A 13,446-nucleotide genomic window follows, 5' to 3' on the forward strand; every position below is an offset into this window, starting at 1 on the left:
CTGATGTATGTCTACGTGGTGGCCTACCTTGCGACAGCGGCAGTCTTCTTCGGTCTCGATTTTGTCTGGCTCGGCAAGGTCGCGACCGGCTTCTATCGAAGCCAGCTCGGCGACATGATGCGCGAGCGCCCGGATTTTCTGGCAGCCGGTGCCTTCTATCTCATCTATGTGGCCGGTCTCGTCTATTTCGCCGTACAGCCCTATCTGTCCGGCGGCAGCTGGACGCAGGCGCTTTTGTCCGGCGCAATCCTCGGTCTCATCGCTTACGGGACCTATGACATTACCAATCTTTCCACATTGAAAAACTGGCCGCTCGCCATGAGCCTTGTGGATATGGCCTGGGGAACAATCCTCTCCGGTGTCGCGGCCGCCGCAGGCCTTGCGATCACGCAAAAAATTGTCGGCTGAGCCGCTTTAACAAGCTCCACGCTTCTCTGGAACAAAGCGCATTCACTCCTGTTCGGTCCTGCAGAGCCAGGATCGTCAACAGGAGAGAGACATGACAGACAGGGACACTACCTTCCCCGGGGATGGTCGCGCAAGCACCACCTATGGCAGCATGCGGCCGGAACCCGGCCAGACATCCGCGTCGTCCAAGCCGCCTATGGTGGAGCTGAGCCAGAAGGCCAAGGATGATGTTGCCGAGGTCAAGGATATCGCAAGAGACAAGATCTCGCAGGCGACCACGAAAGCCGAGGAACTGGCCGATAGCCAGAAGGGATACGCCGCCGAGCGCGTGGCGGGACTGGCCCAGGCGATGGAAAAGGTTGGTGCCGAGCTTGAACAGGGCGAGAACCGCGAAGTCGGCCGAATGGCGCGCCAGATGGGTGAAAGTGTCCATCGGTTTGCGGACGACATCAAAGGCCGCAGCATGGGCGAGATTGCAGGCATGGCGGAAGACTTCGGTCGACGCCAGCCGCTTGCGTTTCTCGGACTTGCTGCAATGGCAGGTCTTGCGGCAAGCCGCTTCGTAACAGCATCGGCCAGCCGTCAGGCAGGCTCGTCTCAGACGACATCGACAGGCGATCTTCACGCTCGCCATTCTGTTGCGGAATCCGCGATGCGCCAGGCTCCCGCCACCAGTGCTCCTGCGTCCCCTCCGTCCAGCACCTCCAGTGCTGGTTCCTCGATCCCTCGCACGACAGGAGCGTCGAATGTCTAATCCCGTTGAAAACCGCCCCTTGTCTGAACTTCTGACGGGCCTCGTAGGCGATGTGTCCGGCCTGTTTCGCAAAGAGATCAATCTGGCGAAAGCAGAGGCCTCCGAGAAAGTCTCCAAGGCCATGACAGGCGTCGAGATGATGGCGGCAGGCCTGGTGTTTGCCATTGGCGCCATCGGCGTCTTGCTTGCAGCCGCCGTCAGCGGGCTTTCGGCCCTCCTGCTTTCAATGGGCTTTGCTGAACGTAATGCAGACGCCATCGCAGCCGTGGTTGTGGGTCTCGTCGTCGCCGTCATCGGCTGGGGCATGATTTCGCGCGGCCTCGCTGTGTTGAAGGGCAGCTCGATGAACCTCGACCGCACGACCCATTCCCTGCAACGCGATGTTCAGGTGCTGAAGGAGAGAACATAATGGCCTATTCTACGGAACGCACCCCGGAAGAGATCGAGCGCGAAATCGAACAGGATCGCCAGCGCATCAACGCCAAGCTCGACGAGATCCAGAACCGCATGTCGCCCGGCCAGCTTGTTGATGAGGCGATCGCTTACGCAAAGGGGAGTGGCGGCGCGGAGTTTCTTTCGAACCTCACCGGCTCCATGAAATCGAACCCGATCCCTGTGGCCCTGATGGGCGTTAGCCTGACCTGGCTCATGTCTGGCCAGAAACCTTCGGCTCAAACGGATGTCGGAAAGTCGCAAGAGCATCCGCTGGTACCCGTGACCGGCACAATACGCCGCACCGGCCCTGTCGAGCAGATCGGTGAAAGCCGCTATAGCCACTTTACGGATGAGGCCGGCGCAAAATTCAGGGCAATGTCCGATGCTGCGGGAAATCGTGCCGGACACTTTACGGATGAGGCCGGGAGAACCTATCGCGGCTTTGCGGATAAGACAGGTCGTCAAATCCACGATATCCGGGACGAGACCGGACGCTTGTTCGATGATGCCTCGGGCTGGGTCGCCGCATCCTGGCAGGATCTCAAACATTCGGCGGCCCGTGCCGGTCACCATGTTTCGGAGGCGGGACGAACCGCAGGCCGCACGACGATGGACATGGGCGCTTCTGTCCGGGATTCGGCACAGGCTCTCAATGAAACGATCTTTCGCCAGTTTCGTGATCAACCGCTTGTTGGTGGCGCTCTTGCTTTCGCGGTCGGTGCGGCCATTGGCGCTGCCCTTCCTCGGACAGAGCGCGAGGACGCTCTGATGGGCGAAATGTCCGATGACGTAAAGGGCAGGGTGGCGGCAGAAGCGTCTCACGCCATGGACAAGGCGGAAGCCGTGGCAACGGAGGTCTCGCACACTGCAGCTGCTGTTGTTTCTGACGTCCATGATGCTGCGAAAGACCGCATTGTCGAAGAGGCGCGCCAGTTCCACACCCCGAGCAATGGGTCGGCCCCACGCCCGCATTGAGCTTGGGTCACCCTTTATGACTTCTTCATGAAACAACAGAGGCCCGTCACGCGTTGACGGGCCTCTTCCATTGAAAGATTGGACCCATGGGCAGCGAAAAATTCGAATGGATGGCAAGAGCAGGCTATGCCGCACGAGGGCTGGTTTATGTTCTCGTGGGAATGATGGCGGTCCTTGGCAGTATCGGTGGCGGTAGCCCGGATTCCGAATCCGCACTGCAAATGGTGCTGTCTCAGCCATTTGGTCGCATCTGGCTCGGATTTATCGGTATCTGTCTCATTGGATTCATTGTCTGGCGGCTGGCCCAGTCGCTTGCCAACGCGGATAACCACCCGGCTGACCTGAAGGGCTACGTGGTCAGGGCCGGATTGTTGATCAGCGCCATTACCTATAGCGGTCTGGCACTCTTTGCCGTGACCCATGCGCTGATGATGAGTACGGGGCAATCCGGCGAGGACTCCTCGAGTTGGACCGAATGGTTGATGCAGCAACCCTACGGTCGCTATCTGGTCGGGATCGTCGGTCTGTGCATCCTTGGTGCTGGTGCAGCCCACATCGTCAAAGGCATCCGACGCAGCTACCATCGCTATCTGGCCTTCGACGCCAATTTGCATCCCGCGCTGGACAGTTGTTGCGTTTATGGTCTCGTCGCCAAGGGTATCGTCTTCCTGATCATTGCAGTATTTTTTCTCTATGCGGCTTTCATGGTTGATCCGGACCAGGCGGGAAGCATGGCCGATGCCTTGACATGGGTTCGTCAGTTGCCCTTGGGTGGTGTGCTTTATCTCGCGATCGGTCTTGGTCTGGCCTGTTTCGGTATCTATGGCTTCGTCGAAGCCCGTTACCGTCGCGTTGCACCCCCAAGCCTCGATCAGGCCCGTCGCTCCATTCCTGCCATCTGAGGCAACAGAGTGCCAATGACGAACTTACGCTATGCCCAATCCCTGATTGATCGTCTGAAGCGCTTCGAACTCACGACTCTTGTTTTCTTCGGCATTCTGACGGGCGGCGCGCTGCTGTTTGCCATGCTGGCAGGCGAGGTTGTGGAAGGCGATACGCACGCGCTCGACGAAGCGATCCTGCTGGCGCTTCGTCGCTCAGGCGATCTGGGAGAGACGATCGGGCCCTACTGGCTGACCCATGCCGTTCAGGACATCACCAGTCTGGGCGGCGTGACGGTGCTTTCGCTGATGACCCTGCTGACAACGACCTATCTTGTCATTTCCCGTCGCATCAGGATTGCGATCTTTACCGCCTGTTCGATCCTGGGCGGCTGGCTTGCCAGCACTGCGCTCAAAGTCATCATCGCGCGGCCTCGTCCCGATATCGTGCCGCATCTTGTCGATGTGCGAGACTTAAGCTTTCCGAGCGGTCACGCCATGCTCTCTGCGGTGACCTATCTCACGCTTGGAGCGCTTCTGGCCCGAACGCAGACGACGAGAGCGACGCGCCTCTTCATGATCGCTGCAGCGCTTTTCCTGACGCTGATGATCGGTCTCAGCCGTATCTTCCTCGGCGTGCATTACCCGACCGATGTTCTGGGCGGCTGGTGTGCCGGTGCCACCTGGGCTGTCGGTTGTGCTCTGGTGGCTCGATCCTTCGTCTCGGCAAAGCCTGAACCGCAGCCCTTACATCCAAAGATGGACGATTCCCCGGCCAATGGGTAAGGAGTGATATCGCCGATGGGGCGGAGCACTGCAGGGGTATGGCGTGAAGACCTTGATCTATCAGTTCTGGAAGGGCGAGATTCCCGACTATGCCCGCCTGAGCCGTCGTCTGTTCCGGGATTATGCCGACCGGCATGGCGCCGACTATTTCTTCGAGGAAAACCCGACCTTCTTCACCGGCAAATATGCCGAATATTATCATGCGGTTCGACCCGTCTGGGACCCGGATTTTCACAACTATGATCGCGTCATCTACGTTGATGCAGATGTGTTTCCAAAGGACAATGCCTCCGGTGAAATCCTGACCACGCCCGTCAACCACATCGGCATGGTAGAGGAACTGGCCCAGCCCCAGCTGCGAAAAGAGCGGAAATCGCCCATCCGTCACAGCAATGACATGCGTTGGGGAGCGTTCGGCAGCGCCTTCTTTCACGCGACGCCGCCACGCACGGCGGATCGCAGCCCGCGTGTCTTCAATTCAGGCGTCATCGCCTATACCCGGGAAGGCATGATGGCGGCATACCAGCATTTTCCGCAGATCAGGACCTATGTCATGGCGATGCGCGTCGCCATTCTTCCGCGCTTCTACAGGCTGGACCAGAACTATCTCGGGATTTCCTGCTTCCGCGCCGGCATGCAGTTTACCGCGCTCGAGCAGCGCTGGAACCGCATTCTCGAGCAGGGCGACATTGGCGAGGACTATCGGGCGAAGGAAACGAAGCCGGATACCGCCTTCGTTCACTGGCAGGTGCGTAATCGCAAGGAGATCTCCGAACGCCAGATTCTCGATCTCGTGGCTAGCGCCTGATCAGCCGATCTTCTTGAGCACCGGCGGACGTGTCAGGACCGGTACGTCCGACAGCGTGTAGAGAGAAGCGACCCGCGCCGCGACCCGATCCGCGCTCTCCTGATCGGCCGCGTGGACATAGGCAATGGGTTCACCCTTTTCGACCCGTGTGCCAAGCGGAAGAATGCGGTCCAGCCCGACACGCGGATCGATATCGTCAGAGGCACGCATGCGCCCACCGCCGAGTTCCACCACTGCAAGGCCAATCCCCCGTGTGTCGCACGCGGAAAGATAACCGCTGGAGGGAGCTGTGACGGCGGTAATGAACGGTGCGCGGAACATGTGGTCCTGCGGATGCGCCACGAAATCCTGCGGCCCGCCAAGCGCATTCACCATGCGGGCGAAGGTATCGAGCGCGCGCCCGGAGGAGACCGACTTGCGCGCCTTTTCGACACCGTCTTCCAGCGTTTCAGCCACGCCGCCCTGCAGCAGCATCTCGGCTGCAAAGGCAAAGGTAACTGTTTCGATACGAGTACCTTGCTTCTTGCCCTGAAGAAAATCGATCGCGTGGACGACCTCCAGCGCATTGCCCGCAGCATCGGCCAATGGCTCGTTCATGTCCGTCAGCATGGCCGAGGTCTTCACGCCCGCGCCGTTGGCGACCTCGACCAGTGATTGCGCCAGGGCCTCGGCATCGCCAAGTTCCTGCATGAAGGCGCCGTTGCCGAACTTCACATCGAGCACGAGGCTTTGCAGGCCTGCGGCCAATTTCTTGGACAGGATCGAGGCGGTGATCAGCGGGATGGATTCCACAGTCGCCGTCACGTCGCGCACGGCATAGAGGCGCTTGTCAGCCGGCGCAAGGTCGGTGGTCTGGCCGATGATGGCGCAGCCAACCTCCTTGATCGCCTTGCGCAGCACATCCGTGCCTGGCATGACCTGATAGCCTGGAATGCTTTGCAGCTTGTCCAGCGTACCGCCGGTATGGCCAAGGCCACGTCCCGAAATCATCGGCACGGTCAGGCCCCAGCTGGCAACGATCGGCGCAAGCATCAGCGATACATTGTCTCCAACGCCGCCCGTCGAATGCTTGTCCACGATCGGCTTGCCGGTTTCCGACCAGTTCAGCACATCGCCGCTATCGCGCATGGCAAGCGTCAGTGCAATCACCTCATCGCGATCCATTCCCCTGAAGAAGGTTGCCATGGCAAAGGCCGCAACCTGGCCTTCCGAAATGCTTTCGTTGGTCAGACCTCTGATGAATGCGCGGATCTGCGCCTCAGACAGCGCGTGGCCGTCGCGTTTGCGACGAATGATTTCCTGCGGCAGCATGGTCAATCAATATCCGGTGGAGGCGCGCGCAGACGTGGAACCGCTCAGCACGGCGCTGATATCGTCCAGCAGACCGGACGCGCCGAAGCGGAAGGTAGACGGCATCAGCCAGTTGGCACCCATGATGGTTTCCGCAAGTCGCAGGTAGAGATCCGCATCCGCCACGGTCGATATGCCGCCCGCCGGCTTGAAGCCTACCTTCTTGCGGCTGTCGCGGATGGCCTGCAGCATGATATCGGCAGCTTCGAGCGTTGCATTGACCTGCACCTTGCCGGTGGAGGTCTTGATGAAATCCGCACCCTCTGCAATCGCCAGCTCCGAGGCACGGCGAATAAGAGCCGCATCCTTGATTTCGCCGGTTTCCAGAATGACCTTCAGGCAGGAATTCGGGCATGCGGCGCGAACCGCGCGTACCATCTCGCTGACGGACGCCTCGTCACCCGCCAGAAACTTCGCATAGGGGATGACGAGATCGATTTCATCTGCGCCATCGGCGATTGCCTTGCGCGTTTCTTCCACGACCTCTGAAACGGGCAGATTGCCGGATGGGAAATTGACCACCGTCGCAATGCGAACCGGATTGCTGGTGCCGAGGATGCCACGGGCCTGCGCTACGAAACGCGGCCAGATGCAGATGGCGGCTGCATTTCCATTCGGTCCTTGCGCACGCTTGCACAGTGTCTCGATGGCGGATGCATCGCAATCGTCACGCAGGTTGGTCAGATCCAGAAGCGAAAGCGCAAACGCGGCAATCTCGCGCGGGCCCAGCAATTCCATGGTGATCCCTCCCGGGTTGGTCGGAGAATGCATAATTATCCTTCAATCGATTAGACGCAACCCATGTCGGGTTCGTGAATGAATTTGAGCGAGAAGGTCGTTCAGGCAATGCTCGGCTGGATGAACATATCCTTCAGAATGGCGGCGAGACGTTGACCGCCTTTGGGCGCCATTTCCTTGGTCTCTTCGTGGGACAGTTCCGCACCGGTCATTCCGGCCCCGTAATTGGTGATCACCGAGCAGGCGGCAACCTTCAGGCCCACATAGCGCGCCAGAATGACTTCCGGCACCGTCGACATGCCGACGGCATCGGCGCCCAGAATACGCGCCATGCGGATTTCGGCAGGCGTCTCGAAGCTTGGGCCTGAAAACCACATATAGACGCCTTGGAAAAGGGGCGTGGTCGTGCGGATGGCGGCATTTCGGATCGCGGTTGAAAGACCTTCGTCATAGGCATTGGTCATGCCGACGAACCGCTTGTCACCGGAGGTCCCGATCAGCGGGTTCATGCCGGAATAATTGATGTGATCCGTCATCTGCATGACGGAGCCGGGCGGCATGTCTTCGCGGACGGAGCCCGCCGAATTGGTAAGGATCAGTGATTGAACGCCTAGGCCGTGAAGCACCTCGATCGGGAAGCGCATTGCCGCCGCATCGCCGTGCTCATAATAATGCGCGCGACCTGACAGCATGACGACGGGATGGTTTCCCAGCATCCCGGCCACCAGTTCACCCGCATGGCCCGTCACACCGCTTGCCGGAAAGCCCGGCAGTTCGGCATAGGACACCCGGACCGGATCATCCATGCCGGAGACCAGCGAGCCGAGCCCCGAGCCCAGCACGATGGCATGGCGGGGCATCAGCCCGTTGAAGCGGTCGACGAGAAGGTCGATGACGGATCTCATCCGAGCATCTCGGTCTTGAACGAGAAGGGGAGCAGCTCTTCCATGGTCATGGTCTTTTGCACGCCGACCTCATCGCAGAGATAGACGCGGGTTTCTGGACCGGCGAACTCGGCAATCTTCTGGCGGCAGCCGCCGCAGGGCGGGCAGAGCGCCAGCTTTTCCGCAATCACCGCCATTTCGACGATTCTGCGCCCGCCGCCCATCACCATATTGCCGATGGCGGTTGGCTCTGCGCACCAGCCCTGCGGAAAGGACAGGTTTTCAATATTGGCGCCGACATAGATCTTGCCATCATCGGCGCGGATAGCCGCGCCAACCGGAAACTTGGAATAAGGAGCGTAGGCGCGAGCCATGGCATCGCGCGCTGCTTCGAACAGGTCGTGGGACATGGAAACTCAACGCTCCTTCGTATAGGGCACGCCACCAGCCTTTGGCGGATGTGCGATGCCGATAAAGCCTGCAAGCAGGATACAGGTCAGGATATAGGGCAGCGCCTGGAAGATCTGTACCGGCACTTCGCCAATGCCCGGAACCGCCTTACCCTGCATGAAGTTGGCAAATGCATCGAGGAAGCCGAATAGCAGGCAGGCGAACATGACAGGCACCGGCTTCCATTTGGCGAAGATCAGTGCGGCCAGCGCGATATAGCCCTTGCCCGCAGACATGTCCTTGATGAAGGCGGCGGATTGCGCAATGGCCAGATAGGCGCCAGAGAAGCCGCAGAGGAAGCCGGCGACCAGCACAGCGCGATAGCGAAGCCAGGTGACAGAAATGCCCGCCGTATCGACAGCGCCCGGATTTTCGCCAACGGCACGCAGGCGAAGACCGAAACGCGTGCGGAACAGCACCCACCAGGACAGCGGCACCGCCGCAAAGGCCAGATAGGTCAGGATGTTGTTGCCGGAAATCACATTTGCATAAAGCGGCCCGATGATCGGTACATCGCGCACCACATCGACGAAGGGCAGGATGATCGGCGCAAAACGCCCTTCACCGGTCAATTGCGGCGTACGTCCGCCCTGGCCGAACCAGGCCTGACCCAGAACGATAGTCAATCCGGCAGCCACGAAATTCAGCGCGACGCCGGACACGATCTGGTTGCCGCGATTGGTGATCGAGGCAAAGCCATGGATCAGCGAGAAGACCAGCGAAACACCAATGCCGCCCAGAAGCCCAAGCCAGGCGTTGCCGGTGATATAGGCGACACAGGCGGATGCAAAGGCGGCAGCAAGCATCTTGCCTTCAAGGCCGATGTCGAAAATGCCGGCGCGTTCGGAAAACAATCCGGCGAGTGCTGTAAACAGCAGCGGGATCGACAGGCGGATTGTCGAACCGAGGATGCTGACGACGATATCGAAGAAATCCATGACGTCCTCCTCAAGCCCGCTTGAAACGTTGGTAGACATGAACGAGAGCTGGCCGGAACATGTATTCCAACGCACCGGCAAACAGGATCACCAGACCCTGGATGACGACGATCATCTCACGCGTGATATTGGGCATTTCGAACGAGAGATCCGCGCCGCCCTGATAGAGAATGCCAAACAACAACGCCGCGAAGATGATGCCGACCGGATGGCTTCGACCCATCAGGGAAACAGCGATACCGACGAACCCTGCACCGCCGACGAACTCGACCTGCAGGCGCGCCGATGCTCCCATGACAGGATTGAGAGCCATCATGCCTGCAAGGCCGCCGGAAATCAGCATGGCGATGATGACCGTGCGCGAATAGGGAATGCCTGCATAGACCGCCGCCGAAGGGCTGATGCCGAGCGTGCGCATCTCGTAGCCGAGCTTCGTGCGCCAGATCAGTAGCCAGACCAGATAGCACATCACGAGCGCGATGATGAAAGAGACGTTGAAAGGCGCAGGTCCGAGCTTCGCTCCGAAGAGCGCCATCAGCCAGTCCAGCTTCGGCAATTGCCCACCCGGCAGGAAGGTGCGGGTTTCCGGTGCCATCTTGCCCGGAACGATCAGCACGTTCACCAACAGATAGACCATCAGCGCCGCGCCGATGAAGTTGAACATGATGGTGGTGATGACGATGTGGCTTCCGCGCTTGGCCTGCAACCAGGCGGGAATGAACGCCCAGCCCGCGCCGAAGAGTGCCGCGCCCATGATGGCGAACGGCATGGTGACATACCACGGCACATATTGATCAAGTGCAAGCGCCACGAGAGCTGCACCCAGGCCGCCAATATAGGCCTGACCTTCAGACCCGATATTGAACAGGCCCGCATGAAAGGCGACCGCGACGGATAAGCCCGTGAAGATGAAGCTCGTGGTATAGAACAGCGTGAATCCGATGGCGTCTCCGCGACCGAGCGCACCTTCGATGAGCAGGCGGAGCGCCGTGAACGGATTTTCGCCAATCCACCAGACTACGAGGCCGGAAATGAAGAAGGCCACAATCAGGTTGAGCAGCGGAATCAATCCGTAAGTAATCCAGTTGGGCAAGGGTACGGAGGCTGTGCTCATGGGCAGGTGGTCCTCATCGTCATGGAGACGGTGCGGGCAAACCCGATCTCCCTGCTCTCCATGCCGTCAGAATAGGGGGGGATGATGCTGTGGGCGGGAAGGGTCATGCCGCAATCCCCGCCATCATCAGGCCAAGTGTCTGTTCGTCCGCTTCCGGCGTTTTTTCGCCGACGATCCTGCCCGCGAACATGACGATGATACGGTCGGACAGCGAGCGGATCTCGTCGAGCTCGACCGAGACAAGCAGGATCGCCTTGGAGGCATCCCGCATTTCAACGATGCGCCGGTGAATGAACTCGATGGCACCAATATCGACGCCGCGTGTCGGCTGGCCGATGATCAGTGCTTTCGGATCGCGTTCGATCTCGCGGGCAACGACGATCTTCTGCTGGTTGCCGCCGGAGAAATTGGCGGTCTTGAGCCGCGGGTTCGGCGGCCGAATGTCATACTTCTCGATCTTCTCAACAGCTTCCGCTTGGATGGCCTTCAGGTCGAGCAGGGCGCCTTTGCCGTATTTCGGATCGCGGTGATAGCCGAGGACGGCATTTTCGTACTCCTCGAACTTCAGCACGAGACCCATGTGGTGCCGGTCTTCAGGAATATGCGCAAGCCCCAGTTCACGCAGGCGTGCAGGGTCTGCATTGGCAATGGGCTTGCCATCGATGAGGATTTCGCCGGAGGAGGGTTTGCGGATACCTGCAATGGCCTCTAGCAATTCCGATTGGCCGTTTCCGGCAACGCCTGCAATACCGACGATCTCGCCTTCTCGCACATCGAAGGAGACATTGTCGACCATGGTCACGCCACGGCTGTCCTTGACGGTCAGGTTCTTGACCGACAGCAGGATCTTGCCGGGATTGGCTTCGCCCTTTTCCACTCGAAGCAGCACGCGGCGACCGACCATCAGTTCCGCCAGTTCTTCCACCGTCGTCTCGGCAGTCTTGCGCGTCGCCACCATCTCGCCGCGGCGCATGACGGAAACCTCATCAGTGATCGCCATGATCTCGCGCAGCTTGTGGGTGATGAGAATGATCGTCTTGCCCTGGTCGCGCAGGACTTTGAGTACCTTGAACAGGTGGTCCGCTTCGGCAGGAGTCAGAACGCCGGTCGGTTCATCCAGAATGAGGATGTCTGCGCCGCGATAGAGAGCTTTGAGGATTTCCACGCGCTGCTGCGTTCCGACGGGCAGGTCTTCGATCACGGCATCGGGGTTGACCTTCAGGTCGTACTCGTCCTCCAGGCGCTTCAATTCCTTGCGCGCCGACGAAACCCCCTTGGCCAGCAATTGCCCGCCTTCTGCGCCCAGCATGATGTTTTCCAGAACCGTGAAGTTCTCGACCAGCATGAAATGCTGGTGCACCATGCCAATGCCGGATGCGATGGCCGTCTGGCTGTCCTTGATGCTTAAGGCCTGGCCGTTGATGCGGATCTCCCCGCTATCGGCCTGGTAGAAGCCGTAGAGAATGGACATGAGTGTGGATTTACCGGCACCGTTTTCCCCGATGATGCCGTGAATTGTGCCCTTTTCCACCTTCAGGTGGATATTCTTGTTGGCATGAACAGCACCGAAACTCTTGTCGATGCCCACCAGTTCGATCGCTGGGTTATGGCTCACGCGTCTTGCCTTTCCTTTCCGGAAGCCGGACATGAAGAGGGCGTATGATGCACCGTTTGCACCATACGCCCCCTCGCGTTGATTACATCGGGCAGCTGTTGCTCGACATGTAGTCGTGAACCTTGATCGTTCCCGCAATGATATCGGCCTTCGCCTTTTCGACGGCGGCCTTCATTTCCGGCGTTACCAGCTTGGCGTTGTTGTCGTCCATCGCGTAGCCGACGCCTTCTTCCTTTACGCCATTGGCCTGGATGCCGCCGGTGAACTTGTCCGAAGCGGTATCCTTGTAGGCGTTGTAGACAGCCAGATCGACGCGCTTGACCATCGAGGTCAGGACGGAACCCGGATGCAGGTGATTCTGGTTGGAATCCACGCCAATCGAAAGCTTCTTGTTGTCGGCTGCCGTCTGCAGAACGCCGAGACCCGTTGCACCGGCTGCCGCGTAGATGACATCCGCGCCCTGGTCGATCTGGTTCTTCGTCAGTTCACCGCCGCGAACCGGGTCGTTCCATGCAGCACCAGTGGTGCCTGTCATGTTCTGCAAGACCTGGATCTTTGCATTTGCGGCCTTGGCGCCCTGGGCGTAGCCGCAGGCGAACTTGCGGATCAGCGGAATGTCCATGCCGCCGATGAAGCCGACCTTGCCGGACTTCGAAGCCAGACCCGCCATGACGCCAACGAGGTAGGAACCTTCCTCTTCCTTGAAGACGACGGAGCGGACGTTAGGCAGCTTGACGACGGAGTCAACGATCACGAACTTGGTGTTCGGAAACTCAGCAGCGACCTTCTCCATGGCCGATGTCCAGGCAAAGGACACGGCAACAACCGGGTTGAAGCCCTTGGAGGCGAAGTTGCGGATTGCCTGTTCGCCCTGCGTGTCGCTGGTCGGCTCGAAATCGCGGTAGTCGGTACCCGTTTCCTTCTTGAACTTCTCGGCGCCCTGATAGGCCGCTTCGTTGAAGGATTTGTCGAACTTGCCGCCCGTGCCGTAAACCAGCGCCGGCTTGACATCAGCGGCCAGAGCCGTGGTCGAAAGCGCGGCCAAGGCAAGAATTGAGAGAAGGGTTTTCTTCATCGTGCAGCCCTATTATTTTTTGCGTTCATCATGGGTCCCCCCGCATGCCCTGTTCGAGGCATGTCTGCGGTCGCCAGCGGTTGTCTATTATGACTGGCTAGAGCCCATCCTTGCATGGCTGCGAAGGAAATTCACCAGAAATTTTTCATCTGGTAAAAAACGCAGATATTGTTGAAGGACTGCACAAATAAAGCCGCGGAAGCGATGAATTCCGCGGCTTTCTGATCAGAATTTC

At 59.3% G+C, this 13,446-nt stretch carries 15 protein-coding genes; 7 read left to right on the forward strand and 8 right to left on the reverse strand.

All coding sequences use genetic code 11. From position 1 onward, the window contains the following. The first annotated feature begins 3 nt into the window (after nt 1-3). The 7 genes from MUU53_RS07340 (at nt 4) to MUU53_RS07370 (ending at nt 5,047) form a co-directional block, all read left to right on the forward strand. Nucleotides 4-408 carry a DUF2177 family protein gene (locus tag MUU53_RS07340; RefSeq protein WP_247260319.1) on the forward strand — a complete coding sequence of 135 codons (405 nt, stop codon included), beginning with the start codon at nt 4-6 and terminating at the stop codon, nt 406-408. A 91-nt stretch (nt 409-499) separates the two neighbouring features. Then, nucleotides 500-1,162 carry a nutrient deprivation-induced protein gene (locus tag MUU53_RS07345; RefSeq protein WP_247260320.1) on the forward strand — a complete coding sequence of 221 codons (663 nt, stop codon included), beginning with the start codon at nt 500-502 and terminating at the stop codon, nt 1,160-1,162. Further along, nucleotides 1,155-1,571, forward strand: a complete 417-nt coding sequence (locus tag MUU53_RS07350) for a phage holin family protein (protein ID WP_247260321.1) — start codon at nt 1,155-1,157, stop codon at nt 1,569-1,571. Before MUU53_RS07345 ends, MUU53_RS07350 begins: the two co-directional genes overlap by 8 nt. Next, complete coding sequence (locus MUU53_RS07355; RefSeq protein ID WP_247260322.1) at nt 1,571-2,572, forward strand: DUF3618 domain-containing protein; 1,002 nt, start codon at nt 1,571-1,573, stop codon at nt 2,570-2,572. The genes MUU53_RS07350 and MUU53_RS07355 overlap by 1 nt, the downstream gene beginning before the upstream one ends. An 86-nt stretch (nt 2,573-2,658) precedes the next feature. Further along, nucleotides 2,659-3,474: a DUF1206 domain-containing protein gene (locus tag MUU53_RS07360; protein ID WP_247260323.1), complete on the forward strand. Its 816-nt coding sequence runs from the start codon at nt 2,659-2,661 to the stop codon at nt 3,472-3,474. Between the two features lie 15 nt (nt 3,475-3,489). Then, complete coding sequence (locus tag MUU53_RS07365; protein ID WP_247260324.1) at nt 3,490-4,239, forward strand: phosphatase PAP2 family protein; 750 nt, start codon at nt 3,490-3,492, stop codon at nt 4,237-4,239. Nucleotides 4,240-4,282: 43 nt separating this feature from the next. Further along, complete coding sequence (locus MUU53_RS07370) at nt 4,283-5,047, forward strand: glycosyltransferase (RefSeq protein ID WP_247260325.1); 765 nt, start codon at nt 4,283-4,285, stop codon at nt 5,045-5,047. On the opposite strand, the gene deoA is transcribed toward MUU53_RS07370, so the two are convergent. From deoA to MUU53_RS07410, 8 genes are all read right to left on the reverse strand, one after another. Next, complete coding sequence (gene deoA, locus MUU53_RS07375; protein WP_247260326.1) at nt 5,048-6,364, reverse strand: thymidine phosphorylase; 1,317 nt, start codon at nt 6,362-6,364, stop codon at nt 5,048-5,050. Further along, a complete protein-coding gene (deoC, locus tag MUU53_RS07380) occupies nt 6,365-7,135 on the reverse strand; it encodes a deoxyribose-phosphate aldolase (RefSeq protein WP_247260327.1) in 771 nt (256 codons plus the stop codon). It lies immediately after the preceding gene. Between the two features lie 101 nt (nt 7,136-7,236). Continuing rightward, nucleotides 7,237-8,040: a purine-nucleoside phosphorylase gene (locus tag MUU53_RS07385; protein ID WP_247260328.1), complete on the reverse strand. Its 804-nt coding sequence runs from the start codon at nt 8,038-8,040 to the stop codon at nt 7,237-7,239. Then, on the reverse strand, nt 8,037-8,429 hold the full coding sequence (locus tag MUU53_RS07390) for a cytidine deaminase (RefSeq protein WP_062555047.1): 393 nt from the start codon (nt 8,427-8,429) through the stop codon (nt 8,037-8,039). Before MUU53_RS07390 ends, MUU53_RS07385 begins: the two co-directional genes overlap by 4 nt. A 6-nt stretch (nt 8,430-8,435) precedes the next feature. Then, the gene (locus MUU53_RS07395) at nt 8,436-9,407 is read right to left on the reverse strand and encodes an ABC transporter permease (RefSeq protein ID WP_247260329.1); all 972 of its coding nucleotides are present in this window, start codon (nt 9,405-9,407) and stop codon (nt 8,436-8,438) included. Nucleotides 9,408-9,417: 10 nt separating this feature from the next. After that, nucleotides 9,418-10,521, reverse strand: coding sequence for an ABC transporter permease (locus MUU53_RS07400; protein ID WP_247260330.1), 1,104 nt, complete (start codon nt 10,519-10,521; stop codon nt 9,418-9,420). A gap of 103 nt (nt 10,522-10,624) precedes the next feature. Then, entirely contained in the window at nt 10,625-12,136 is a 1,512-nt protein-coding gene (locus MUU53_RS07405) for an ABC transporter ATP-binding protein (RefSeq protein WP_062555462.1), read from the reverse strand. An 82-nt stretch (nt 12,137-12,218) separates the two neighbouring features. Next, a complete protein-coding gene (locus MUU53_RS07410; RefSeq protein ID WP_247260331.1) occupies nt 12,219-13,211 on the reverse strand; it encodes a BMP family lipoprotein in 993 nt (330 codons plus the stop codon). Nucleotides 13,212-13,446 lie beyond the last annotated feature (235 nt).

This window comes from Affinirhizobium lemnae, assembly GCF_022968395.1.
Classification (GTDB): Bacteria; Pseudomonadota; Alphaproteobacteria; order Rhizobiales; family Rhizobiaceae; genus Neorhizobium; species Neorhizobium lemnae.

Coding starts and splice junctions, on each gene's coding strand:
- MUU53_RS07340 (WP_247260319.1), top strand. CDS start 4: ATGTATGTCTACGTGGTGGCCTACCTTGCGACAGCGGCAGTCTTCTTC.
- MUU53_RS07345 (WP_247260320.1), top strand. CDS start 500: ATGACAGACAGGGACACTACCTTCCCCGGGGATGGTCGCGCAAGCACC.
- MUU53_RS07350 (WP_247260321.1), top strand. CDS start 1,155: ATGTCTAATCCCGTTGAAAACCGCCCCTTGTCTGAACTTCTGACGGGC.
- MUU53_RS07355 (WP_247260322.1), top strand. CDS start 1,571: ATGGCCTATTCTACGGAACGCACCCCGGAAGAGATCGAGCGCGAAATC.
- MUU53_RS07360 (WP_247260323.1), top strand. CDS start 2,659: ATGGGCAGCGAAAAATTCGAATGGATGGCAAGAGCAGGCTATGCCGCA.
- MUU53_RS07365 (WP_247260324.1), top strand. CDS start 3,490: ATGACGAACTTACGCTATGCCCAATCCCTGATTGATCGTCTGAAGCGC.
- deoC (WP_247260327.1), bottom strand. CDS start 7,135: ATGGAATTGCTGGGCCCGCGCGAGATTGCCGCGTTTGCGCTTTCGCTT.
- MUU53_RS07385 (WP_247260328.1), bottom strand. CDS start 8,040: ATGAGATCCGTCATCGACCTTCTCGTCGACCGCTTCAACGGGCTGATG.
- MUU53_RS07390 (WP_062555047.1), bottom strand. CDS start 8,429: ATGTCCCACGACCTGTTCGAAGCAGCGCGCGATGCCATGGCTCGCGCC.
- MUU53_RS07395 (WP_247260329.1), bottom strand. CDS start 9,407: ATGGATTTCTTCGATATCGTCGTCAGCATCCTCGGTTCGACAATCCGC.
- MUU53_RS07400 (WP_247260330.1), bottom strand. CDS start 10,521: ATGAGCACAGCCTCCGTACCCTTGCCCAACTGGATTACTTACGGATTG.
- MUU53_RS07410 (WP_247260331.1), bottom strand. CDS start 13,211: ATGAAGAAAACCCTTCTCTCAATTCTTGCCTTGGCCGCGCTTTCGACC.